Raw genomic sequence first — 24,669 nt, forward strand, 5'->3', positions numbered from 1 at the left:
TTTCGGCATGATCCGCTCGATGACCGTGCTGCTGGTTCTGCTCGCGCTTGCGGGCTGCGCCGCGGCGGACGAGCCGGCGCCGGTGCAACCGGAGGTCGCCGCGTCCGCGGCTGCGAAGGTCGCCGACTCGGGCGTGGCCGATGCAGCCACCGGCGCGGTCGACTACGAGAACGGTTCGCCGCTGAACTACACGAGCGCGGCGGGCGACCACGTCGATGCGATCGCCGAGCGATTCGGCATGACGGTCGCCGAACTCGAGCAACTCAATCCGACCCTGGATTCCCGCGAGCTGGTCGAGTCCGGGACCGTCATCCTGCTTCGATAGCTATTTCTTGCCGCCGCCGAGCAGGCCGCCAAGGAGACCACCCAGCATGTCCTGGCCCTGCTTGCTGCCGACGAGCCCGCCGAGCAGGTCGCCGATGCCGCCACCACCGGACTCCTTCTTCGCGGCGGGCGTGGCGGGCGCGGCGGCTTCTTCCTTCTTGTTGAAGAACTGCGAGGCGAGCCAGGCGAGAACGATCGGGGCGAGGATCGGCAGGAGCTTGGAGATGAGCGACTCGTCGGCTTTCTCGCTCTTCGCGGCGACGGCCGTGACGACCTCGCGCTTCTTCGCGCCGAAGACATTGTTGACGATCTTCTCGCCGTCGGCCTCGTCGACGTCCGCGACGCTGACCGAGCGGCCCGAGTGCTTGCCGAGGGCCTTCTCGAGCGACTTCGCTCCGGCCTCGTCCGTCGAGTTGGCTGCCATACCCCCGACGAGGGCGGGGAGAATCTGCTTCACTGCAGATTCCGCAGTGGCTTCGTCGACTCCGAGCTTCTTCGCGATGTCACCGACGGGGATGGTGGCCAGTAGGCCGTCAAGATCAGACATGATGGGCTCCTTGCAACGAGGGGTGCGCGAGTCGCAACCCGTAACGCTCACGATAGCAATTGGGTTTCTGGGCGCTACGGGTAGTACGGTGGGCTTGTGACCACCCTTCGTATCGCAGACGCACGCCGCTCCTCGCGCGTGCGCCCTTCGCGACGTCGTGGCACGAGCGAGCGATCCTAGGCGTCGGTTCGTGATCGGTGTGGCCCCTGGCCCCGATCGAGCGCCCGTCGCCGCCTTTCCCCTCGTCCTCCTCGATTTAAGGTAGAGCCATGCCTCTTTCCGTTGCTGTTGCCGGCGCCAGTGGGTACGCCGGAGGTGAGCTTCTCCGGTTGCTCGCCGACCATCCCGACTTCGTCGTCACGACCGTCACCGCGTTCTCGAACGCGGGCCAGCCGCTCATCGCCGCGCAGCCGCACCTGCGCTCGCTCGCGCATCTGACGCTCGTCGACACCACCCCCGAGAACCTCGCCGGACACGACGTGGTCTTCCTCGCCCTCCCGCACGGCAAGTCGGGTGCGATCACCGCGCAGCTGCCCGAGGGCACGCTCGTGATCGACTGCGGCGCCGACCACCGCCTGACGAGCGAGCAGGACTGGGCCGACTTCTACGGCGGCGACTTTTTCGGGGCCTGGACCTACGGCCTGCCCGAGCTGGTTCACGCCGACGGTTCGAAGCAGCGGGATGAGCTCGTCGGCGCTACCCGCATCGCGGTTCCGGGATGCAACGTGACCGCGATCACGCTGGGTCTCGCCCCTGGCATCCAGTCCGGTCTGCTCGAGCCCACGGACATCGTCGCCGTGCTCGCCGTGGGACCGTCGGGAGCCGGCAAGGCGCTCAAACCTGAACTGCTCGCGTCCGAGCTGATGGGTTCGGCCTCGGCCTACGGCGTCGGGGGAGTGCACCGTCACACCCCCGAGATCCGGCAGAATCTGGCCGTCGCGGGTGGTGTCGGTGTGACCGTCTCGTTCACGCCGGTTCTGGTGCCGATGTCCCGGGGCATCCTCGCCACCAGTACCGCGAAGCTCGCCCCGGGCGCGACCGCCGCGAGCGTGCGGGCCGCATTCGAGAACGCCTACGCCGACGAGCCGTTCGTCCACCTGCTGCCGGCCGGCCAGTTCCCGCGCACTGCGGACACCGTGGGCGCCAACGTCGCCCTCATCGGTCTCGCCGTTGACGAGGCCGCCGGCCGCGTCGTCACGATCACCGCCATCGACAACCTGGTGAAGGGCACGGCCGGAGCCGCCGTGCAGTCCGCCAACCTCGCCCTCGGCCTCGCCGAGTCTGCGGGCCTCAGCGTCAACGGAGTTGCACCATGAGCGTCACCCACGCGGCCGGATTCGCCGCCTCAGGAGTCGTCGCCGGCCTCAAGTCGACCGGCAAACGGGACCTCGCCCTGGTGCAGAACCTCGGCCCGCGCAAGGCCGCGGCCGCCGTCTTCACGAGCAACCGCGCGAAGGCCAACCCCATCCTCTGGTCAGAGGTCGTTCTCGGCGACGGGATCGTCGAGGCGGTCGTGCTGAACTCCGGGGGAGCCAACTGCTTCACCGGCAGTTTTGGCTTTCAGACCTCGCACCTCACCGCGGAGCGGGTCGGCGAGAAGCTCGGGGTCAGCGCGGGCGATGTCGTCGTCTGCTCGACCGGCCTCATCGGGGTCGGCGGGCAGGACTTCCGCGACAAGGTTCTCGCCGGTGTCGACTCGGCCGCGTCGGTGCTGACGAACACCGGTGGTGAGGATGCCGCTCACGCCATCATGACCACCGACTCGGTGCCGAAACTCGGCGTCGTCGAGGGCGACGGGTGGTCGATCGGCGGCATGGCGAAGGGTGCGGGTATGCTCGCCCCCGGACTCGCCACCATGCTCGTGGTGCTCACGACCGATGCGGACGTCGACGCCCCGGGTCTCGACGGGGCGCTCCGCGCCGCCACGCGCGCAACCTTCGACCGCCTCGACTCCGACGGCTGTATGTCGACGAACGACCAGGTGACGCTGCTGGCGAGTGGGGCATCCGGAATCACACCGAGTGCCGAGGACTTCACGGCCGCCGTGACCGCCCTGTGCGCGGATCTCGCCCGCCAGCTGCAGGCCGACGCCGAGGGCGCGAGCCACAACATCGCCATCGAGACAATCCACGCCGCGACCGAGGACGACGCCGTCGAGGTGGGCCGTTCGGTCGCCCGCAGCAACTTGTTCAAGGCGGCGGTGTTCGGCAACGATCCCAACTGGGGACGCATCCTCGCCGCGGTGGGAACCACCGGCGCCGAGTTCGACCCCTACGCGATCGACGTCACCATCAACGGTGTGCGGGTGTGCGCGTCGGGCGAGCCTGACCGGCCCGCCGAAGACGTGGACCTCACGCCACGCGACGTGCACGTGCTCATCGACCTCAAGGTCGGCGATGCAACGGCCACGATCCTCACCAACGATCTCACGCACGACTACGTGCACGAGAACAGCGCCTACTCCAGCTGATGGGTGTCTTTCGGGAAGCCCAGGAGCTCGACGTGCCGGTGAAGACCGCGGTGCTCATCGAGTCGCTGCCGTGGCTCAAGCGTTTCCACGGCCAGATCGTGGTGATCAAGTTCGGCGGCAACGCGATGGTGAGCGACGAACTCAAGCGCGCGTTCGCTGAGGACATCGCCTACCTCAACCTCGTCGGGGTCAAGCCCGTAGTGGTTCACGGCGGAGGACCCCAGATCTCGGCACGTCTCGCCGAGCTCGGCATAGAGAGCGAGTTCGTCGGGGGCTACCGGGTGACGACCCCCGAGGTCATGGCCGTCGCGAAGCAGGTGCTGAGCGAGCAGATCAGCGTTGATCTCAAGGACCTCATCGAGGAGCACGGCGACCTCGCCGCAGTGCTCGAGGAGGGCACCTTCACCGGCGTCAAGCGCGGTGTGGTGGTGGGCGGCGAGTTCGTCGACATCGGCCGCGTCGGCGACGTGGTCGCGGTCGACCCGAGCGCCATCCTCGACGTGATCGCCTCCGGCCGCACCCCGGTCATCTCCTCTGTCGCCCATGACGCCGAGGGTGAACCGCTCAACGTCAACGCCGATGCGGCCGCGTCCGCGCTCGCCGTGTCGCTGGGTGCCGCCAAGCTCATCGTGCTCACGGACGTCGCCGGCCTCTATCGCGACTGGCCCAACCGCGAATCGCTCATCTCGATCATCGATACGGTCGAGCTCACCGAGCTCATCCCGAGCCTCGAATCGGGCATGATCCCGAAGATGACGGCCTGCCTCGAGGCAGTGAACGGGGGAGTGGCGAAGGCCGCGATCATCGACGGACGCACCCCGCACTCGATCCTGCTCGAGATCTTCACCCATAGCGGCATCGGCACGGAGGTAGTACCCGCATGACCTGGCGCAACGATTTCAGCACGGCCATGATGGGCTCCGCCCCGTCACCGCTCACCCTGCTCGAGCGAGGCGAGGGCGCCTACGTGTGGGACGTCGACGGCAAGCGCTACCTGGACTTCCTCGCAGGCATCGCGGTGAACTCGCTCGGCCACGCGCATCCTGCGCTCGTCGAGGCGGTCACCCGCCAGATCTCGACACTCGCGCATGTCTCCAACTACTTCGCGACCGAGCCGCAGATCGCGCTCGCCCAGAACCTGCGCCGCATCAGCGGTGCGGGGGAGCGCGGTCGCGTCTTCTTCGGCAACTCGGGTGCGGAGGCGATCGAGGCGGCCATCAAGCTCGCGCGCCGCAACGGCCAGCACAAGACGATCGTCGCGCTCACCAACTCGTTCCACGGCCGCACCATGGGGTCCGTCTCACTCACCGGCAAGCCCGCGCTGCGTGAGGCATTTATGCCCCTGCTGCCGGGAGTCGACCACATCGACTCGACCATCGAAGCGCTCGAGGCGGTGAACTGGGCGGATGTCTCGGCTCTCGTTCTCGAACCGATCAAGGGCGAGGCCGGCGTCGTCGAGCTGCCGGCGGGTTTCCTGAAGCGAGCCCGCCAACTCACCGCGGAGCACGGCGCCCTGCTCATCCTCGATGAGATCCAGACCGGCATCGGACGCACGGGCTCCTGGTTCGCGTTCCAGCAGCACGACATCGTGCCCGACGCGATCGCGGTTGCCAAGGGACTGGCGGGAGGCGTGCCGATCGGTGCCCTCGTGACGTTCGGCGACGCGTCGGACCTGTTCGAGCTCGGCCAGCACGGCAGCACCTTCGGCGGCAATCCGCTCGCGACAGCGGCGGGCAACGCGGTCATCGAGGAGATCGAGCGCGCGGGCCTCGTCGAGAACGCAAAGGTGCGGGGCGAGCAGTTGCGCGCTGCTCTCACCGGTCTCCCGCTCGTCGCCGAGGTGCGCGGTTCCGGCCTGCTCATCGGCGTCGGGCTCAGCGAACCCGTCGCGCAGCGCGTGAGCGCCGCCGCCCTCGAGCTCGGCCTGATCGTCAACGCCGCCAACGACACGAGCATCCGCCTCGCACCACCCCTGATCATCGGCGACGCCGAGATCGCCGAGTTCATCACACTGTTCACCCAGGCACTGGAGGCCTCCGCATGACCCGCCACTTCCTTCGCGACGACGATCTGACCCAGTCCGAGCAGACAGCGATCCTCGACCTCGCCGAACAGCTGAAGAAGGATCGCTACGCAACCAAGCCGCTCGCCGGCCCGCAGACGGTCGCCGTGATCTTCGACAAGTCCTCGACCCGCACGCGTGTCTCCTTCGCCGTGGGCGTCGCCGACCTCGGCGGCTCACCGCTCATCATCTCGACGGCCAGCAGCCAGCTCGGCGGCAAGGAGACCCCCTCCGACACCGCGCGTGTGCTCGAGCGCATGGTGTCGATGATCGTTTGGCGCACTTACGGCCAGGCCGGCCTCGAGGAGATGGCTGCGGGCACCACCGTCCCCGTCATCAACGCGCTCAGCGACGACTTCCACCCGTGCCAGCTGCTCGCCGACCTGCTCACCATCCGCGAACACCGTGGTGAGCTCAAGGGTCTCACCGTGACCTTCCTCGGCGACGGCCGTTCCAACATGGGACAGTCGTACCTGCTCGCGTGCGCCGTCGCGGGCATGCACGTGCGCGTCGCCAGCCCGGCCGACTATACGCCGGATGACGCGGTCGTCGCGGATGCGGACGCTGTGGCATCCGAAACCGGCGGATCGGTCACGCTCTACACCGACCCGGTCGAAGCAGTTGCGGGCGTGGACGTCGTGGTCACCGACACCTGGGTGTCTATGGGCAAGGAGGACGAGAAGGCCGCACGCATCGCCACCTTCGGTGCGTACCAGGTGAACGCCGAGCTGATGGCGCTCGCGAAGCCCGATGCGCTCTTCCTGCACTGCCTGCCCGCCGACCGCGGCTTCGAGGTCTCCGCCGACGTCATCGACGGACCGCAGAGCGTCATCTGGGATGAGGCGGAGAACCGCCAGCACGCCCAGAAGGCGCTGATGGTCTGGCTGCTGGAGCAGGATTGACGACGGCTGAGGCCGTTGCGGAGGCCAGCTGGCGCGTCTCGGTGAAGCGTCGGCTGCGCGCCTACGGGTCTCCGGGCACGAGTCGCATCATCGGCATCGACATCGCGCGTGGTCTCGCCGTGCTCGGCATGTTCGCCGCGCACATCGGCATCACGGAGAACTTCGACTGGGGCACGCCCTCGACCTGGCTCGACGTGGTCAACGGTCGATCGTCCATCCTCTTCGCGGTCCTCGCCGGGGTCTCGATCGCCCTCATCTCGGGCCGCCGGGTTCCGCTCGAGGGTGTGCCGCTGCTGCAGGCGCGTACCCGCATCTTCACGCGTGCAGTGCTCATTTTCGCGATTGGCGGGGTGCTCGAGTTCCTCGGCACGGGCGTCGCTGTGATCCTGCCGATGTACGCGCTGCTGTTCGTGCTCTCGCTGCCCTTCCTGCGCTGGAAGCCGTGGATGCTGTTCACCCTCGCCGGTGTTCTCGCACTGGTCATGCCCTTCCTGCAACTCGTGCTCACGCTGGTCACGAGCACCTCCTACACGTCGAGCGCATTCATCACCCTGCTCGTCTCCGGCACCTACCCGGGCATGATCTGGATCGTGTTCCTGCTCACCGGTCTGGGCGTCGGGCGTCTCGACCTCGCGGCGAAGCGCACGCGCCTGGTGCTGCTGGGCACCGGCCTGGTGCTCGCCATCGTCGGCTACGGCATTGGCGCCCTCGGTGACGCACTCTCGCCCGAGCCGCCCGGCAGTTCATCCTCGTCGAGTTCCTCCTCGTCTGGCGAGATCGAGGAGGGCGTACCCGCGAAAGACCTCGACCTCGACGGCCTCGTCTGTGACGACTATGGCGACGGGTTCATCTCCTGCTACCCGCCCGACTTCTCCGGCCCGATCGACGAAGGAGTCACCGCACCCGAAGACGAGTACGGCATCGAGTCGCTGGGTGGCGCGCTCGGCGGCCTGCTCAGCGCCCGACCGCACTCCGGCACCACGACCGAGGTCATGGGCTCTACCGGGTTCGCCCTGTGTGTCATCGTCCTCTGCCTCTTTGCCGCGGGATGGCGCGGCTCCCGCTGGGCCCTCTACCCGATCGCCGCTACCGGCTCGATGGCGCTCACCGCCTACTCGGTGCACGTGTTCGCCATCTCCTTCCTCGGCGAGGCCGCTTGGGAGAACAACACGACCCTCGGGTGGTTCATCGCCGGGGCACTCGTGTTGTGCTCCGCGTGGGCCGTGTGCTTTGGCCGCGGACCGCTCGAGCGCCTGCTCTCGGACGTGTCGCGCCAGGCGGCGAGCTTCGCGGAGCCGCGCGACGAGGCATCCGGTACCCCTTCGCTAGAATCACAACCACAACACTCGTTTGGAGAATCACAGAAATGACGGAACGCGTCGTCCTCGCCTACTCGGGCGGACTGGACACCTCGGTAGGAATCGGTTGGCTCAAGGACGCGACGGGCAAAGAGGTAGTAGCCCTCGCCGTCGACGTCGGACAGGGCGGCGAGGACATGGATGACATCCGCCAGCGCGCCCTCGACTGTGGTGCCGTCGAGTCGATCGTCGTCGACGCCAAGGACGAGTTCGCCGCCGACTTCCTGATGCCGGCCCTCAAGGCAAATGCCATGTACCAGAAGACCTACCCGCTGGTCTCGGCGCTCAGCCGTCCGGTCATCGCCAAGCACCTCGCCCTCACGGCGAAGGCCCTCGGTGCCGATAGTGTGGCGCACGGCTGCACCGGCAAGGGCAACGACCAGGTGCGCTTCGAGGCCGCCGTCGCAGCCCTCGCACCCGACCTGACGAGCATCGCCCCGGTGCGCGACCTCGCCCTCACCCGCGACAAGGCGATCATCTACGCGGAGGAGCACAACCTGCCGATCCGCCAGAGCGCCAAGAACCCGTACTCGATCGACAAGAACGTCTGGGGCCGCGCGGTCGAGACCGGCTTCCTCGAGGACCCGTGGAACGCGCCCATCGAGGACCTGTACGAATACACCCAGGACCCGTCCGTCTTTCAGGAGGCTGACGAGGTCGTCATCACGTTCGAGGCGGGCATCCCCGTCGCGATCGACGGTGTGCAGCTCTCGCCGCTCGCCATCATCGAGGAGCTCAACGCGGTCGCCGGCAAGCACGGCGTTGGTCGCATCGACGTCGTCGAGGACCGCCTCGTCGGCATCAAGAGCCGCGAGGTCTATGAGGCCCCCGGCGCCGTGGCGCTCATCGCCGCGCACGAGGCCCTCGAGTCGCTGACCCTCGAGCGCGACGTCAACCGCTACAAGCGCTCGGTCGAGGCCGAATGGTCGAACCTGGTCTACGACGGCCTCTGGTTCTCGGGCCTCAAGCGCAGCCTCGACGCCTTCATCGACCACACCCAGAAGTACGTGTCGGGCGACATCCGCCTCAAGCTGCAGGGCGGCCGCGCGGTCGTTACCGGACAGAAGAGCGAGCAGAGCCTTTACGACTTCAGCCTGGCCACCTACGACACCGGCGACACGTTCGACCAGTCGCTGTCGAAGGGCTTCATCGAGATCTGGTCGCTGCCGAGCAAGATCTCGGCGCGCCGCGACGCATCGGCGTCCTAGTGTCGGGACCCGGGACCAACGAGGGCTCGCTGTGGGGCGCACGCTTCGCCAGTGGGCCCTCGCCCGAGCTCGCCGCGCTCAGCAAGTCGACGCACTTCGACTGGCAGCTCGCGCACTATGACCTGTTCGGGTCGAGCGCGCACGCCAAGGCACTGGCCTCGGCCGGGTACCTGACCGAGATCGAGCTTGCGGATATGCTGGCCGCGCTCGACACGCTTCGCGGGCTTCTGGATGACGGCACTCTCGTCGCCCAGGACTCCGACGAAGACGTGCACGGCGCCCTCGAGCGTGAGCTCATCGTCGTCGCCGGCGCCGAGCTCGGTGGCAAACTCCGCGCGGGCCGCAGCCGCAACGATCAGATCGCGACGCTCGTGCGGCTCTACCTGCTCGATCACGCCGCGGTCATCGGTCACCGGGTCGTGCAGCTCATCGACGCCATTGCGGCCCAGGCCGACGCGCACCCCGACGCCGCCATGCCCGGCCGCACACACCTCCAGCACGCGCAGCCTGTGCTGCTCGCCCACCACCTGCTGGCTCACGCCTGGCCGCTGGTGCGGGATCTCGAGCGGTTGCGGGACTGGCGAGTGCGGGCATCCACGTCACCGTATGGTTCGGGCGCTCTCGCCGGCAGTTCGCTCGGACTGGACCCGGCGCTCGTCGCCGCGGAGCTCGGGTTGAGCGGCCCCGCCGAGAACTCGATCGACGCCACAGCCTCCCGCGACGTCGTCGCCGAGTTCGCCTTCATCGCCGCCCAACTGGGCATCGACCTGTCGCGGTTCGCGGAGGAGATCATCCTCTGGAACACGCGTGAGTTCGACTTCGTGCAGCTCGACGACGCCTACTCGACCGGCTCGTCGATCATGCCTCAGAAGAAGAACCCGGATATCGCGGAGCTCGCGCGCGGCAAGTCCGGCCGCCTCATCGGCAACCTCACCGGGCTGCTCGCGACGCTCAAGGGACTGCCGCTCGCCTACAACCGCGATCTGCAGGAGGACAAGGAGCCCGTCTTCGACTCGGTCGAGACGCTGGAAGTGCTGCTGCCCGCCTTCACCGGAATGGTGGCGACGCTGCGCTTCAACACCGAACGCATGGCCGAGCTCGCCCCGCAGGGATTCTCACTCGCGACCGACGTCGCCGACTGGCTGGTGCGGCAGCGACTGCCGTTCCGCGAGGCCCACGAGGTGAGCGGATCGCTCGTGCGCTTCTGCGAGGAGAACGGCCTCGACCTGCACGAGCCGACCGACGAGCAGTATCACGCGATCTCGCCGCACCTGACCGCCGGGGTGCGGGATGTGCTGACCGTCGAGGGCTCCCTCGCGAGTCGCGACGGCATCGGCGGGACCGCCCCGGTGCGGGTCGCCGAGCAACTGGCGGCACTCACGGCACGCGTGCGTGCGCTCACCACGGAAGGCACGGCATGACCCTGCACAAGGACCGCAAGCCCGACGTCTGGCGCACGCCGTGGAAGAACCGCACCACGATCATCGTGGTGTCGGTCGCCGTGGTGATCGTCGTTGGTGCGCTCATCGCCTCGCTGTTCCTGGACATCGACCTGATCTAGCGATGGGTTTCGATCGCGCGCTCCTGCGGAGGTCGCCGCTCGAGGTTGCGCCCGCGCTGCTGGGGGCCATCCTCTCGGTCGGCGACGTGGCGCTGCGCATCACCGAGGTCGAGGCCTATCTCGGCGTCGGGGAAGACCCGGGCTCACACTCGTTCCGTGGTCGAACGAAGCGCAACTCGGTGATGTTCGGCGATGCCGGGCACCTCTACGTGTACTTCACTTACGGCATGCACACCTGCGCGAACGTGGTGTGCTCGCCGCTGGGGGAGTCGGGTGGGGTGCTGATCCGTGCCGGCGAGATCGTCGAGGGTATCGACCTCACGCGGGAACGCCGCACCACCTCTCGTCGTGACACGGATCTCGCGCAAGGCCCGGCCCGGTTGACCGTCGCACTGGGTATCGCCATGAGTGACGACGGCGCCGATCTCGAGACGAGTCGCATACGGCTGGATGTCGCGGCGCCCCTATCGCCGTCCCTCATCTCGACCGGCCCGCGCACCGGCGTCTCGGGCGCGGGCGGGGGAGCGGACTACCCCTGGCGCTTCTGGATCACCGGGGATCCCACCGTCTCGCGGTACAAGGCCTCGATCCGTCCTTGACCGATGTCGGCGGACGGGTGCATTCTCGATGTATGGCACACGTGGAGCATTTCGAGATTCCGACCGACGACATCAAGCGCGCGCAGGCGTTCTACAAAGAGGTTCTGGGGTTCGACTACGAACCCTGGGGTGACGACATGGGCGTCATCCGCCAGCCCGAGGGCAAGGGAATCAACGGGGACCTGCACGAGCGCGGCGCGACCCCGCACCCGACCGTGGTGTTCACTGTCGACAACATCGAGGAGACGGTTGCCGCAGCCGTCGCCAACGGCGGCTCGCAGTTGGGCGAGATCCAGGCCCTGACCGAGACCTCCCGCTGGGTCTACATCAAGGACAGCGAGGGCAACATCGTCGGGCTCTACGACGACACCGAGTAACCGCGAGTTGCCCACTTCTGCTGCCTCATCGGGGCGGGAGGCGACGTTGCCGGGCAACTCGGGCGCAGCACATCGACCGCAGCTAGCGGGTTCCGGGCCCGACGGCGTCCCGTGCTTCGAGGAGTAGCGGGCGCAGTCTGTGCAACTGGGCCACCGTGGTCAGCGTCATCCGGTGCATGGTGACTTTCTTCGAGGTGGCGAACGACGTGCGCAGCTGCGGGTGCTTCGCTTCGCGCAGCAGTTCGATGCCGACCTCGAGGTAGTGCGACTTCATGTAGCCCGAGGTGAACACACGCTTCACGGCGAAGGAGATCTCCGAGGAGTTCACCCTCTCCTCCACCTCGCCCAGTGAGGTGACGAGCTCACGGTAGGCGGTGAACAGTGCGAGGTCCTTGTCGTCCAGTCCCTCGGTGAGCGCCGCCCAGGTCGATCTCACCATGACAGTGCGGCCGCCGTTGCGCAGGTGCCGGCCCAGGCGAGGCTGGCGAGGGTGCCGATGATGAACCGCTCGCGCGCCTGCGAACTCTCCAGCTCGGAGAAGCGCCCAAGGCCCTTGATGGCCACAATGATGGCGACCGCCGCGGGCTGGCCCACGAGCACCGTGCCGATGAGGGCGAACCGCTCAAGGTAGCCGATGGTCGCTCCGCCGCGCAGCACCTCGTGGGAGCGCTGCGGCGCTTTCGAGGTCGAGTCCTTGACGAGGATGCCGCCGTAGGAGCCGAGCTCGACGGTCTCCGAGGTCGCGAGCTTGAGGATCAGCGCGACGATCGGACTGCCGGCGATGACCCCGAGCAGGGTGATCGCCGCGACGAGGTACCCGTTGCCCTCGAGCCAGCCCGCCGTGGCGATCGCGGCGAAGACGGGGAGCAGCGAGGGCGCAGCGAGCCACGGGCGCTTCGTGAGGATTGCAGCGAGCGACAGCCCGATGGCGATGACGACTGCCACGATCAGCACGATGTACCAGGTCATTCCGCTCTCCCGTCGAGCTCTGCCAGAAGTGTAACGAGGGCTCCTGTCACGGCGGCCTCGGTTTTCAGGTCGGCTGCCCGGGCGCGCAGGCTCGCGGCCTGCGGCGTGATCCCGAGTTCGCTCGCCGCCGCGGCCTGGGTGCTTCCGGCGACCAGCAGGTCGTGCAGCTGCCATCCCTCGAGCGAGCGCCGCGACCGCGTGGCAAGCAGAAGGTCGATGAGAGCTTCGAGGTGAGTGGCTGCATCCCGAGCACCTGCCGCCTCGAGGGCGAACCGCGACTGCCGCTTCTTGGCGCGTTCGACCGCGGTGCGCGCCGCGAGAAAGGCTTCGCCGGTGGCTTCCCGGATGTCCCGGGGCAGCGGTTCCCGCACACTCCCGACGCCGCAGCCGACGCTCCACCGTTCGGCGCGCGTGAGGCGGAGGATCGTGTCGAGCGTGGCGGCCGGCTCCCGGATCAGCAGCTGAAACTCGTCGCCCGCCGTGCGTTCCGGCGGCAGCACGAGTGCCCCGCCGAGTGCCGCGCGCAACTCGGCGATCACGGTGGTGACGGCGTCGGCCGTGCGACGGCTGTCGACCTGGTCAATGGTCAGAACGAACATGACACTCCCATCAATGCTGCAGACTTGATCTAGCGCTGATCAAGCATACAGACTTGATGCACGCCAGATCAAGGATGCAGGCTTGATCCACTCCCGCTGGTAGTCTGGGCCGGTGCCCGCATCACCCGCCCTCACTGCCCAGAGCAACGACGATTCCTTCGAAGACATCTGGGAGGAGATCTCCTGGCGAGGACTCGTGCACGTCTCGACGAACGAGAGCGACCTCAAGGCTCTGCTGGCCGGTCCGCCCATCACCTACTACTGCGGATTTGATCCGACCGCGCCCAGCCTTCACCTCGGCAACCTCGTGCAGCTGCTGCTCATGCGTCGGTTCCAGCTCGCCGGCCACCGGCCGCTCGGCCTGGTCGGTGGATCGACCGGATTAATCGGGGATCCCAAACCGACCGCCGAGCGCACCCTCAATTCCGCCGAAACCGTGGCCGAGTGGGTCGGCTACCTACAGGGGCAGGTCTCGAACTACCTGAGCTTCGAAGGCGACAACGCCGCGAAGCTCGTGAACAACCTCGACTGGACGGCGCCGATGAGCGCCATCGACTTCCTGCGCGATATTGGAAAGCACTACCGCGTCGGCACGATGCTCAAGAAGGACGCGGTGAGCACGCGTCTCAATTCCGACGAAGGCATCAGTTACACCGAGTTCAGCTACCAGATCCTGCAGGGGCTCGACTTCCGGCAGCTCCACCTCGAGCACGGCTGCATGCTGCAGACGGGTGGCAGCGACCAGTGGGGCAATCTCACGAGCGGCGTCGACCTGGTCAAGCGCGCGGAGGGTGCGACGGTGCACGCCATCGGCACCCCACTCGTCACCAACTCCGACGGTCGCAAGTTCGGCAAGAGCGAGGGCAACGCCATCTGGCTGGATCCCGCACTCACCAGTCCGTACGCGATGTACCAGTTCTGGCTCAACACCGATGACGCCGACGTCGTCGACAGGCTCAAGGTATTCACGTTCCTGACCCGCGCGGAGATCGAGGAGCTCGGGGCGAGGCATGCCGAGGCTCCCTTCAAGCGCGAGGGGCAGAAGGCCGTCGCCTACCTGGTGACCTCGCTCGTGCACGGTGCCGCGGCGACGGATGCTGCGATAGCCGCAACCGAAGCGCTGTTCGGGCAGGGTGATCTCGCTGAGCTCGATGCCGACACTCTCGCCTCCGCACTCGAATCGCTGCCGAACACCCGGGCGAGCATCGACACCCCCGTCGCGCAGCTGCTCGTGGACACCGGTCTCAGCCCGAGCCTCAGTGCAGCCCGCCGTTCCATCGGCGAGGGCGGTGTGTACCTGAACAACGCGAAGGTCGAGTCCGACGACGCGACGCTCGAGGGCGCACTGCTGCACGAACGGCTTGCCGTGCTTCGTCGCGGCAAGAAGACTCTCGCGGGAATCTTCCTCACCTAGACAGCTCGTTACATGCCGGTGACCTGAACGCGCTACGCTCACCCCACACGAGCAGATCTCAGGTGGGGACCATGAACGAATCCGCGCAGGACACGAACGGCACCGCGCCCACGGGCACCGAGGTGGAGCCCCGCCCCGTTGTGCAGCAACTCAGCGCGTTCGATTTCCTGCTGCGAGAGGATGACGCGGCTTCCGATTCCGGAGAGCGCGCGGTCTACGCCGCCCGCCCTTCCGCGTTCGATTTCTCGGACCGTCCGGAACAGGTGAAGCCCCGAGCCACCCCGCTCGAGTGGATCGCCCTCGCGCTCGCCGTCCTTGTGCCGCCCCTCGGCCTGGTGCTCAGCATCATCGCCGGGTTCGTGAGCCGGGCGAAACGTGGCTGGACCACCTGGGTGGTGCGCACCGCAACGGTGCTCGGCGTCATCCTGACTATTGCGGTCATCGTCGGGGGAGTGGTGCTCGACGCCATCGGGCGATCGGAAGCTGCCGAGGCGAAGATCGTTGCCGACAGTGCCCCCTTCTGTGCGTCGCTCGATACCACACCCGGAATTCTCGAGGCGCCGGCATTCGGCTGGCCCACGGAGCCGACAACCATCGACGAGACGGTCGTCGCCATGAAGGCGTATCAGCTGCGTTGGAAGGAGCTCGCGGACATCGCGCCCGCCGGCATCAGTTCGGGAACCCGTTCGATCGCTTTCGCGGCACAGTCCCTTGTGACAGCGGTCGAATCAACCAAGGTCATCGACCGCACCGGCAATCTCTCGCACATGAAGGCGATCACCGCGGCGGCCGGCATTCCCGCCTGGGTGGCCCGTTACTGCGGCTGATCCGCGGAAGTACGCGGGTGTCGATATGCGACACGCCCGGGCTGCGGCGAAATTTGCCCGACCCCCGGAACCTGCGTAATGTAATCACCTGTTGGCCCAAAGGTGCGGAAAGCGGAAGAGCTTACCGGCCTCAAGAGCAACTAAGTCCTAGCAATAAAAGCAGTCACACTCTCGTAAGAGGCTGTCTTACAACTTAGGATAAAACCCGCTCGTTCAGCAGTCCAAACGAATCGGCGTACCGACTTTCGAGTCATAAACGCCGATTTGACAAGGGCTGCGAGAGTGGTAAGTTAGACGAGTTGCCCGGAGCGAAAGCGAGGGTGGCCAAGCAGTAAGTCCTAGCAATAAAAGCAGTCACACTCTTGTAAGAGGCTGTCTTACAACTTAGGATGATTACCCCGCTCGTTCAGTAGTCCAAACGATTCGGCGTACCGACTTTCGAGTCATAAACGCCGATTTGACAAGGGCTGCGAGAGTGGTAAGTTAGACAAGTTGCCCGGAGCGAAAGCGAGAGGGTAACACACAAAGCTTCACAATCAGGCAAGTTGCCCTGGGTAGAAACCGATTCGGTGAAAACCAGGAGCGTCCGATCCTTGAGAACTCAACAGCGTGCACAATGTCAAATGCCAAAACCCGTACTTCGGATCCAGTTTCTAGCTGGTGAAGTTGTAACGGATTCCTTTGGAAATAGATATAAACAACAAAGCAAGTCAGTCCGGTTTCGACCGGTTTGGTTTGTTCTTGTCAGTTTCAAACTTGTCATCTGATGCCTATTCCGGCTGAAGGTGGCGCTAGATGTGCCGACAGCTTGCTGTCGAGCAATCAAACATTTATGGAGAGTTTGATCCTGGCTCAGGATGAACGCTGGCGGCGTGCTTAACACATGCAAGTCGAACGGTGAAAGAGGAGCTTGCTCCTCTGGATCAGTGGCGAACGGGTGAGTAACACGTGAGTAACCTGCCCTTGACTCTGGGATAAGCACTGGAAACGGTGTCTAATACCGGATACGAACTTCAGTCGCATGGCTAGGAGTTGGAAAGAATTTCGGTCAAGGATGGACTCGCGGCCTATCAGCTAGTTGGTGAGGTAATAGCTCACCAAGGCGACGACGGGTAGCCGGCCTGAGAGGGTGACCGGCCACACTGGGACTGAGACACGGCCCAGACTCCTACGGGAGGCAGCAGTGGGGAATATTGCACAATGGGCGCAAGCCTGATGCAGCAACGCCGCGTGAGGGACGACGGCCTTCGGGTTGTAAACCTCTTTTAGTAGGGAAGAAGCGAAAGTGACGGTACCTGCAGAAAAAGCACCGGCTAACTACGTGCCAGCAGCCGCGGTAATACGTAGGGTGCAAGCGTTATCCGGAATTATTGGGCGTAAAGAGCTCGTAGGCGGTTTGTCGCGTCTGCTGTGAAAACCCGAGGCTCAACCTCGGGCCTGCAGTGGGTACGGGCAGACTAGAGTGCGGTAGGGGAGATTGGAATTCCTGGTGTAGCGGTGGAATGCGCAGATATCAGGAGGAACACCGATGGCGAAGGCAGATCTCTGGGCCGTTACTGACGCTGAGGAGCGAAAGCATGGGGAGCGAACAGGATTAGATACCCTGGTAGTCCATGCCGTAAACGTTGGGAACTAGATGTAGGGGCCATTCCACGGCTTCTGTGTCGCAGCTAACGCATTAAGTTCCCCGCCTGGGGAGTACGGCCGCAAGGCTAAAACTCAAAGGAATTGACGGGGGCCCGCACAAGCGGCGGAGCATGCGGATTAATTCGATGCAACGCGAAGAACCTTACCAAGGCTTGACATATACCGGAAAAGTTCAGAAATGTTCTCCCCGCAAGGTCGGTATACAGGTGGTGCATGGTTGTCGTCAGCTCGTGTCGTGAGATGTTGGGTTAAGTCCCGCAACGAGCGCAACCCTCGTTCTATGTTGCCAGCACGTAATGGTGGGAACTCATAGGAGACTGCCGTGGTCAACACGGAGGAAGGTGGGGATGACGTCAAATCATCATGCCCCTTATGTCTTGGGCTTCACGCATGCTACAATGGCCGATACAAAGGGCTGCAATACCGTAAGGTGGAGCGAATCCCAAAAAGTCGGTCTCAGTTCGGATTGAGGTCTGCAACTCGACCTCATGAAGTCGGAGTCGCTAGTAATCGCAGATCAGCAACGCTGCGGTGAATACGTTCCCGGGCCTTGTACACACCGCCCGTCAAGTCATGAAAGTCGGTAACACCCGAAGCCAGTGGCCTAACCGCAAGGAAGGAGCTGTCGAAGGTGGGATCGGTAATTAGGACTAAGTCGTAACAAGGTAGCCGTACCGGAAGGTGCGGCTGGATCACCTCCTTTCTAAGGAGCACTCGAGGATGCGTCTGTATACAGCGCTATTAGACCTCGTAGCCATTTCGGAGACATACGTTCTCCGGTGGCGCTCATGGGTGGAACATTGACATTGTGACCAGGTAAGAATCTTGCCTCTCAGTACTTCCTCTGTGTTGTTTACAACACAGTCGGAATGGAACAGAAGCTCGATCCGAGCCTGGTCTCCTGCACGCTGTTGGGTCCTGAGGGACCGGCCGGCACTCTTCGGAGCGTCGACTAACCTCTGGACCAGCTCCCCGCACGGGGACGGTCTTCGGACTTCGGTGTCACTCGGTTTCGACCGGTTGGCAGGGAGTACCGCCCGTATTTTGAGAACTACACAGTGGACGCGAGCATCTTAAAGATGCGGACGAAATGGATACCAACCTTCGGGTTGGAGGACAGATTGTTCGTGTCACAAATTATCAGGCACCCTTTCCTGGGTGTCTGGTTACTCATGTGATATCAATTTTTTAAGAGCAGACGGTGGATGCCTTGGCATCTGGAGCCGAAGAAGGACGTATAAATCTGCGATAAGCCTCGGGGAGCTGATAATAGAGCTTTGATCCGAGGATTTCCGAATGGGGAAACCCCGCTGGGCGTTGCAAGACGACCTAGTGACTCCCGCCTGAATATATAGGGCGGGTAGAGGGAACGTGGGGAAGTGAAACATCTCAGTACCCACAGGAAGAGAAAACAACCGTGATTCCGTTAGTAGTGGCGAGCGAAACCGGAAGAGGCCAAACCGATCATGTGTGATAGCCGGCAGGCGTTGCATGGTCGGGGTAGCGGGACTTTTCAGCTGTTACTGCCGTACAGCAAGAGTTACAACGCAATATAGACGAATGGTCTTGAAAGGCCAGTCATAGAGGGTGCCAACCCCGTAGTCGAAATGTTGCAATGGCTCGAAGAGTATCCCAAGTAGCACGGGGCCCGAGAAATCCCGTGTGAATCAGCCAGGACCACCTGGTAAGCCTAAATACTCCCAGATGACCGATAGCGGACAAGTACCGTGAGGGAAAGGTGAAAAGTACCCCGGGAGGGGAGTGAAATAGTACCTGAAACCGTCTGCTTACAAACCGTTCGAGCCTCCTTAGTAGGGGTGAGAGCGTGCCTTTTGAAGAATGAGCCTGCGAGTTAGTGATCAGTGGCGAGGTTAACCCGAGTGGGGCAGCCGTAGCGAAAGCGAGTCTTAATAGGGCGTTTTAGTCGCTGGTTCTAGACCCGAAGCGAAGTGATCTATCCATGGCCAGGTTGAAGCGACGGTAAGACGTCGTGGAGGACCGAACCCACTTCAGTTGAAAATGGAGGGGATGAGCTGTGGATAGGGGTGAAAGGCCAATCAAACTTCGTGATAGCTGGTTCTCTCCGAAATGCATTTAGGTGCAGCGTTGCGTGTTTCTTGCCGGAGGTAGAGCTACTGGATGGCCGATGGGCCCCAAAAGGTTACTGACGTCAGCCAAACTCCGAATGCCGGTAAGTGAGAGCGCAGCAGTGAGACGGTGGGGGATAAGCTTCATCGTCGAGAGGGAAACAACCCAGACTACCAACTAAGGTCCCCAAGCGTGTGCTAAGTGGGAAAGGATGTGGAGTTGCAGAGACAACCAGGAGGTTGGCTTAGAAGCAGCCACCCTTGAAAGAGTGCGTAATAGCTCACTGGTCAAGTGATTCCGCGCCGACAATGTAACGGGGCTCAAGCACACCACCGAAGTTGTAGATTTCGTATAGTAGCCCGGCCCACTTGTGGGTCCAGGCGTACGGAGTGGTAGGAGAGCGTCGTGTGGCCAGCGAAGCGGCGGTGTAAACCAGCCGTGGAGGCCACACGAGTGAGAATGCAGGCATGAGTAGCGAAAGACGGGTGAGAAACCCGTCCTCCGAAAGACCAAGGGTTCCAGGGCCAGGCTAATCCGCCCTGGGTAAGTCGGGACCTAAGGCGAGGCCGACAGGCGTAGTCGATGGACAACGGGTTGATATTCCCGTACTGACGAAGAACCGCCCAAACTAATCCAGTAATGCTAAGTGTCTGAATCCCTTTGACGGATCCCTTCGGGGTGAAGCGTTGGGCCTAGCACACGACCCTATGCTGGTGCGGTTAGCGTATTAACAGGTGTGACGCAGGAAGGTAGCTGAGCCGGGCGATGGTTGTCCCGGTCTAAGGATGTAGGGCGAACGGTAGGCAAATCCGCCGTTCACTAAGCCTGAGACCCGATGGGTAGCCGCAAGGCGAAATCAGTGATCCTATGCTGCCAAGAAAAGCATCGACGCGAGGTTCAAGTTACCCGTACCCCAAACCGACTCAGGTGGTCAGGTAGAGAATACCAAGGAGATCGAGAGAACCATGGTTAAGGAACTCGGCAAAATGCCCCCGTAACTTCGGGAGAAGGGGGGCCTGATGCGTGAAGGGATTTACTCCTGGAGCGTTTGAAGGCCGCAGAGACCAGTGGGAAGCGACTGTTTACTAAAAACACAGGTCCGTGCTAAGTCGCAAGACGATGTATACGGACTGACGCCTGCCCGGTGCTGGAAGGTTAAGAGGAACGGTTAGCCGCAAGGCGAAGCTGAGAATTTAAGCCCCAGTAAACGGCGGTGGTAACTATAACCATCCTAAGGTAGCGAAATTCCTTGTCGGGTAAGTTCCGACCTGCACGAATGGCGTAACGACTTCCCAGCTGTCTCAACCGTGGACTCGGCGAAATTGCACTACGAGTAAAGATGCTCGTTACGCGCAGAAGGACGGAAAGACCCCGTGACCTTTACTACAGCTTTGTATTGGTGTTCGGTGTGGCTTGTGTAGGATAGGTGGGAGACTTTGAAGCTTGGACGCTAGTTCAGGTGGAGTCATTGTTGAAATACCACTCTGGTCACTCTGGATATCTAACTTCGAACCGTGATCCGGTTCAGGGACAGTGCATGGTGGGTAGTTTAACTGGGGCGGTTGCCTCCCAAAAAGTAACGGAGGCGCCCAAAGGTTCCCTCAACCTGGTTGGTAATCAGGTGTCGAGTGTAAGTGCACAAGGGAGCTTGACTGTGAGAGTGACAACTCGAGCAGGGACGAAAGTCGGGACTAGTGATCCGGCAGTGGCTTGTGGAAGCGCTGTCGCTCAACGGATAAAAGGTACCTCGGGGATAACAGGCTGATCTTGCCCAAGAGTCCATATCGACGGCATGGTTTGGCACCTCGATGTCGGCTCGTCGCATCCTGGGGCTGGAGTAGGTCCCAAGGGTTGGGCTGTTCGCCCATTAAAGCGGTACGCGAGCTGGGTTTAGAACGTCGTGAGACAGTTCGGTCCCTATCCTCTGCGCGCGCAGGAAATTTGAGAAGAGCTATCCCTAGTACGAGAGGACCGGGATGGACGAACCTCTGGTGTGTCAGTTGTTCCGCCAGGAGCACCGCTGATTAGCTACGTTCGGAACGGATAACCGCTGAAAGCATCTAAGCGGGAAGCCGGCTTCAAGATGAGATTTCCATGGCTTAGGCCGAGAGACTCGCAGCTAGACTACTGCGTTGATAGGCTGGATGTGGAAGCAGGGACTAAAGACCTGTGGAGCTGACCAGTACTAATAAGTCGATAAATTGATAACACTCACCCTTCGAGGGTAATGAGTATGCTTGCGTCCACTTTGTGGTTCCCGATATACGGTCGGGAATCACCCCAAGACAGGGTGAGGTCTCCCATGGAGAGCTGGCTTTGTCGCGGGGATAACTAGCAGTATCTAATTAAATACATAGCTTTAGTTCAATGATTCACCGGGAGTTATATCCCTAGTGTTTCGGCGGCCATAGCGAGAGGGAAACGCCCGGTCACATTCCGAACCCGGAAGCTAAGACTCTCTGCGCCGATGGTACTGCAAGGGGGACCTTGTGGGAGAGTAGGACACCGCCGGACTTAACTTCGAAAATGGCCACCCAGCAATGGGTGGCCATTTTTGTTTTAACTCGTTCCCGCTTGAGGGCGCGCGGCGCTTAGCGGCTAGTTTTGATACACCCAAGAATTCAACAGGAGACCATCGTGAGTGATTCGGGAGAACGCGGACAGCGGCCCGACGGCCATCGCCCAGGGGGAAGCAACCCCGGCGACCGTCGCCCCGGCAACGGTGGACCCGCCAAGGGCCGCCCGGCTTCGTCCGGCCGCCCTCCGGCACCCCGGGGCAACCCCGATCGCGCCGGCTCCGGCGATCGCGGCCGCAGCGATGACCGCGGCAACCCCGAGGAGCGACGACTCTGGACTCAGGGCGGTGCTCCCGCTCGCGGCAACCGCGACGCGCGCGAGCGAGAAGTGCCCGAAGACCGCGACCCCTTCAACATCCGTTCGGTCCGTGCCCACCACGAGGCGCCTGATATTCCGGATGACGTTCGGGACTCGGATCTCGATCGCGTCGCCCGCAACGAGCTCAAGACCCTCGACAAGGAGAACGCCGAGGGCATCGCCCGTCACCTGGTGATGGCCGCGAGACTGATCGACACGGATCCGACGTTGGCGCACGCGCACGCGACATCCGCAGCCCGCCGAGCAGGCCGCATCGGCGTTGTGCGCGAGACTCTCGCGATCACCGCCTACGCGATCGGCGACTACGCCCTTGCCCTGCGCGAGCTGCGCACCTACCGACGCATCACCGGCCGCGACGACCAGCTGCCCATGATGGTCGACAGTGAGCGCGGTATTGGGCGACCCGACAAGGCTCTCGAGCTGGGCCGCTCCGTCACCCGTTCGTCGCTGCCCGTTCCGGTGCAGGTCGAACTCGCGATCGCCATGTCGGGCGCGCGCCTCGATCTGGAGCAGCTGGATGCCGCTCTCGTCGAGCTCGAGATCCCGCAGCTGGATCCCTCCAAGGCGTTCTCCTACAGCCCCGCGCTGTTCTCGGCCTACGCGACGGTGCTCGAGGAGCTCGGTCGCGCCGAGGAAGCGGAGGAGTGGTACGACCGCGCCGACTTTGCCGCCGACGCGATCGAAGAGGCAGGCAGCGACGCCGAGCTCTCCACCATGGAGGTCATCGAGGAGGAACTGGATGAGCCTGAAGAACATGATGAGTCAGCTGTTCAGACGGAAGACGACGCCCGCGCCGATGACTGACTCCACGCCGCTCGACGGCGTCGACCTGGTGCTCGCGGACCTCGACGGGGTCGTGTATCGCGGGCCGGACGCCATCCCTTTCGCCGTCGACAGCCTGAATACCGCCGCTGAAACCATCAGGGTCGGTTACCTCACTAACAACGCGTCGCGTACGGCGGCATCAGTCGCGGAGCACCTCACGGGGCTCGGGTTGAGTGTGAAGGCGGAGGACGTCGTCACCTCGCCGCAGGCCGCGATGCGCGTGCTCAAGGAACTCGTGCCGGCGGGCTCAACGATCCTGGTCGTCGGCGGCGACGGCCTCACCGATGAGCTCGAGAAGGCCGGCTTCGGTGTCACGCGCTCCGCGCTCGACAAGCCGGCCGCCGTCATCCAGGGCTTCGCGCCCGACGTCGGATGGGTGCACCTCGCCGAGGCGGCGTTCGCGCTGAACGTGAGCCTCGAGGTGCAGATCCCGTGGGTCGCCACCAACACGGACTGGACGATTCCGCAGGCTCGGGGAACGGCACCGGGCAACGGGACACTCGTCTCCGCAGTCCACACGGCCGTCGGCCGCTTGCCCGTCGTCGCGGGCAAGCCCGAGGTGCCGATGTTCGAGCTGGCCTCGGAGCGCTTCAGCGCGGAGCATCCTCTGGTCATCGGGGATCGTCTCGATACTGACATTCTCGGCGCCAACCGCGCCGGCTTCGCCTCGGTGCACGTGCTCACCGGCATCGACCAGCCCAAGCAGCTGCTCGCGGCCGCCGAAGACCAGCGCCCGACCTTCATCGTGGAAGACCTGCGCCAGCTGCACGAGCCGTACCCGGCGACCATCGAGACGAAGCGTGGTGAATCCGTCGTGATCACCGTCGGCGACTGTGTGCTTGTACGCACCGCCGAGACGATCGTCGTCGAGCAGCAGGGCAGCGCGATCAACCGGCTGCGGGCCGGAACGGCCACGATCTGGAACTCGGGCTACACGATCTACGCCCTGCGCGTGCCGCCGGAGCTATATTCGTGAGCATGAGCGATTTCATTCCGTCCGACTCCGAGACCGACGCCCTGCTCTCGCGCGTTCTGCTCATCGAGGACCAGCCGCTTGCCGAGCGCGCCGCGGCGTTCGCGGCGGTGCACGACCAGCTGCAGTCCGTTCTCGAGCGCGGCGACGCGCAGCAGCGCTCCCAGCAGTGATCGTGCAGTCCCTCCTCAATGGCTGACGCGCGGCTCGATGCGGCCCTCGCCGAGCGGGGGCTGGCACGTTCGCGCACCCACGCCGCGCGGCTCATCGCCGACGGCCTGGTGACGGTCGATGGTGCCCCGGCACCCAAGGCCTCCGCGAAGGTGCGGGAGAACCAGGTGATCGCCGTCGCGGGGGCCGACCACTACGTCAGTCGCGCCGCCCACAAGCTGAACGGGGCCCTCGACGGTTTCGGGGTTCCCGTCGTCGGGCGGCTCGCGCTCGACGTGGGTGCCTCCACGGGGGGCTTCACGCAGGTGTTGCTGGAGCGCGGGGCATCCCGGGTCATCGCACTCGACGTCGGCCACGCACAGCTTGCCGAACCTGTGCTCAGCGACCCACGGGTCAGCGTGGTCGAAGGCTTCAATGCGCGCTACGTGACGCGGGATGCCCTCACCGCCGCCTCGGGAGTGACCGAGTCACCCTCGCTCATCGTGGCGGACCTCTCGTTCATCTCGCTGACGCAGGTACTGCCGGCCATCGTGGACACGGTCGGGCTCGAGGTCGACTTCGTGCTTCTCGTCAAGCCGCAGTTCGAGGTGGGGCGTACCGGCATCCGCGAGGGGATCGTGCGCGATAAGGGGCTCCGCCTCGATGCCGTGACCGGTGTGATGTGGGCGGCCTGGGATCTCGGGCTCGGCACGGCGGGCGTCCTCCCCTCCCCAATCGCGGGCAACTCGGGAAATCACGAGTATCTGCTCTGGTTGAGCGCGAGCGTTGGGGTGAATCCGACAGAATGGTTGGAGCGGGTTTCTGAGCTGGCCTAGTTCTGCCATTTTCGAAACCTGATCCCGAATAATCGAGC

22 protein-coding genes and 3 rRNA genes are annotated in these 24,669 nt (G+C 64.0%); 21 read left to right on the plus strand and 4 right to left on the minus strand.

What is annotated here, in order from left to right; translation table 11 throughout:
- Positions 1–7 precede the first annotated feature (7 nt).
- Positions 8–325, plus strand: coding sequence for a LysM peptidoglycan-binding domain-containing protein (locus EYE40_RS01335; protein WP_130980255.1), 318 nt, complete (start codon positions 8–10; stop codon positions 323–325).
- Here the strand turns inward: EYE40_RS01335 and EYE40_RS01340 are convergent, their stop codons facing one another.
- Complete coding sequence (locus EYE40_RS01340) at positions 326–871, minus strand: DUF937 domain-containing protein (protein WP_130980256.1); 546 nt, start codon at positions 869–871, stop codon at positions 326–328.
- Positions 872–1,140: 269 nt separating this feature from the next.
- Here EYE40_RS01340 and argC point away from each other — a divergent pair, with 269 nt between their 5' ends.
- The 11 genes from argC to EYE40_RS01390 are packed head-to-tail and all read left to right on the plus strand — an operon-like array spanning position 1,141 to position 11,408.
- Positions 1,141–2,187 (plus strand): N-acetyl-gamma-glutamyl-phosphate reductase, encoded by a 1,047-nt coding sequence (gene argC, locus EYE40_RS01345; RefSeq protein ID WP_130980257.1) that lies wholly within the window; start codon positions 1,141–1,143, stop codon positions 2,185–2,187.
- A complete protein-coding gene (argJ, locus tag EYE40_RS01350; protein WP_130980258.1) occupies positions 2,184–3,341 on the plus strand; it encodes a bifunctional glutamate N-acetyltransferase/amino-acid acetyltransferase ArgJ in 1,158 nt (385 codons plus the stop codon). Before argC ends, argJ begins: the two co-directional genes overlap by 4 nt.
- Complete coding sequence (gene argB, locus EYE40_RS01355) at positions 3,341–4,225, plus strand: acetylglutamate kinase (protein WP_130980259.1); 885 nt, start codon at positions 3,341–3,343, stop codon at positions 4,223–4,225. The genes argJ and argB overlap by 1 nt, the downstream gene beginning before the upstream one ends.
- Positions 4,222–5,385, plus strand: a complete 1,164-nt coding sequence (locus tag EYE40_RS01360) for an acetylornithine transaminase (RefSeq protein ID WP_130980260.1) — start codon at positions 4,222–4,224, stop codon at positions 5,383–5,385. The genes argB and EYE40_RS01360 overlap by 4 nt, the downstream gene beginning before the upstream one ends.
- Positions 5,382–6,305, plus strand: coding sequence for an ornithine carbamoyltransferase (gene argF / locus EYE40_RS01365; RefSeq protein ID WP_130980261.1), 924 nt, complete (start codon positions 5,382–5,384; stop codon positions 6,303–6,305). The genes EYE40_RS01360 and argF overlap by 4 nt, the downstream gene beginning before the upstream one ends.
- Positions 6,302–7,675 (plus strand): heparan-alpha-glucosaminide N-acetyltransferase domain-containing protein, encoded by a 1,374-nt coding sequence (locus EYE40_RS01370; RefSeq protein ID WP_130980262.1) that lies wholly within the window; start codon positions 6,302–6,304, stop codon positions 7,673–7,675. Before argF ends, EYE40_RS01370 begins: the two co-directional genes overlap by 4 nt.
- On the plus strand, positions 7,672–8,871 hold the full coding sequence (locus EYE40_RS01375; RefSeq protein WP_130980263.1) for an argininosuccinate synthase: 1,200 nt from the start codon (positions 7,672–7,674) through the stop codon (positions 8,869–8,871). The genes EYE40_RS01370 and EYE40_RS01375 overlap by 4 nt, the downstream gene beginning before the upstream one ends.
- Positions 8,871–10,292: an argininosuccinate lyase gene (argH, locus tag EYE40_RS01380; protein ID WP_240034667.1), complete on the plus strand. Its 1,422-nt coding sequence runs from the start codon at positions 8,871–8,873 to the stop codon at positions 10,290–10,292. The genes EYE40_RS01375 and argH overlap by 1 nt, the downstream gene beginning before the upstream one ends.
- Positions 10,289–10,432 (plus strand): hypothetical protein, encoded by a 144-nt coding sequence (locus EYE40_RS15370; protein ID WP_154071838.1) that lies wholly within the window; start codon positions 10,289–10,291, stop codon positions 10,430–10,432. Before argH ends, EYE40_RS15370 begins: the two co-directional genes overlap by 4 nt.
- Positions 10,433–10,434: 2 nt before the next feature.
- Positions 10,435–11,031, plus strand: coding sequence for a DNA-3-methyladenine glycosylase (locus tag EYE40_RS01385; RefSeq protein WP_130980264.1), 597 nt, complete (start codon positions 10,435–10,437; stop codon positions 11,029–11,031).
- A 32-nt stretch (positions 11,032–11,063) separates the two neighbouring features.
- Positions 11,064–11,408: a VOC family protein gene (locus EYE40_RS01390; RefSeq protein WP_240034669.1), complete on the plus strand. Its 345-nt coding sequence runs from the start codon at positions 11,064–11,066 to the stop codon at positions 11,406–11,408.
- 82 nt (positions 11,409–11,490) lie between these two features.
- Here EYE40_RS01390 and EYE40_RS01395 read toward each other — a convergent pair whose 3' ends face one another.
- From EYE40_RS01395 to EYE40_RS01405, 3 genes are read right to left on the minus strand one after another with little or no spacing between them, the layout of a single operon-like run.
- Positions 11,491–11,844, minus strand: coding sequence for a DUF5655 domain-containing protein (locus EYE40_RS01395; protein ID WP_130980265.1), 354 nt, complete (start codon positions 11,842–11,844; stop codon positions 11,491–11,493).
- Entirely contained in the window at positions 11,841–12,377 is a 537-nt protein-coding gene (locus tag EYE40_RS01400) for a hypothetical protein (RefSeq protein WP_130980266.1), read from the minus strand. The genes EYE40_RS01395 and EYE40_RS01400 overlap by 4 nt, the downstream gene beginning before the upstream one ends.
- Positions 12,374–12,976, minus strand: a complete 603-nt coding sequence (locus EYE40_RS01405; protein ID WP_130980267.1) for a DNA-binding protein — start codon at positions 12,974–12,976, stop codon at positions 12,374–12,376. The genes EYE40_RS01400 and EYE40_RS01405 overlap by 4 nt, the downstream gene beginning before the upstream one ends.
- A 112-nt stretch (positions 12,977–13,088) precedes the next feature.
- Between EYE40_RS01405 and tyrS the strand changes: the two genes are divergently transcribed.
- From tyrS to EYE40_RS01445, 9 genes are all read left to right on the plus strand, one after another.
- The gene (gene tyrS / locus EYE40_RS01410) at positions 13,089–14,390 is read left to right on the plus strand and encodes a tyrosine--tRNA ligase (RefSeq protein ID WP_130980268.1); all 1,302 of its coding nucleotides are present in this window, start codon (positions 13,089–13,091) and stop codon (positions 14,388–14,390) included.
- A 71-nt stretch (positions 14,391–14,461) separates the two neighbouring features.
- The gene (locus tag EYE40_RS01415) at positions 14,462–15,217 is read left to right on the plus strand and encodes a hypothetical protein (protein ID WP_130980269.1); all 756 of its coding nucleotides are present in this window, start codon (positions 14,462–14,464) and stop codon (positions 15,215–15,217) included.
- A gap of 829 nt (positions 15,218–16,046) precedes the next feature.
- Positions 16,047–17,567, plus strand: a 16S ribosomal RNA gene (locus EYE40_RS01420).
- A gap of 475 nt (positions 17,568–18,042) precedes the next feature.
- Positions 18,043–21,161 (plus strand): 23S ribosomal RNA (locus EYE40_RS01425).
- A 188-nt stretch (positions 21,162–21,349) separates the two neighbouring features.
- Positions 21,350–21,466 (plus strand): 5S ribosomal RNA (gene rrf, locus EYE40_RS01430).
- The 16S, 23S and 5S rRNA genes sit together here, the layout of an rRNA operon.
- Positions 21,467–21,589: 123 nt before the next feature.
- Positions 21,590–22,651: a tetratricopeptide repeat protein gene (locus tag EYE40_RS15575; protein WP_240034670.1), complete on the plus strand. Its 1,062-nt coding sequence runs from the start codon at positions 21,590–21,592 to the stop codon at positions 22,649–22,651.
- On the plus strand, positions 22,644–23,648 hold the full coding sequence (locus EYE40_RS01440) for an HAD-IIA family hydrolase (protein ID WP_130980270.1): 1,005 nt from the start codon (positions 22,644–22,646) through the stop codon (positions 23,646–23,648). Before EYE40_RS15575 ends, EYE40_RS01440 begins: the two co-directional genes overlap by 8 nt.
- Positions 23,649–23,650: 2 nt before the next feature.
- A complete protein-coding gene (locus EYE40_RS15475; protein ID WP_193554464.1) occupies positions 23,651–23,818 on the plus strand; it encodes a hypothetical protein in 168 nt (55 codons plus the stop codon).
- An 18-nt stretch (positions 23,819–23,836) separates the two neighbouring features.
- Complete coding sequence (locus EYE40_RS01445) at positions 23,837–24,631, plus strand: TlyA family RNA methyltransferase (protein WP_130980271.1); 795 nt, start codon at positions 23,837–23,839, stop codon at positions 24,629–24,631.
- Positions 24,632–24,669 lie beyond the last annotated feature (38 nt).

Source organism: Glaciihabitans arcticus (genome assembly GCF_004310685.1).
GTDB lineage: Bacteria > Actinomycetota > Actinomycetes > Actinomycetales > Microbacteriaceae > Conyzicola > Conyzicola arctica.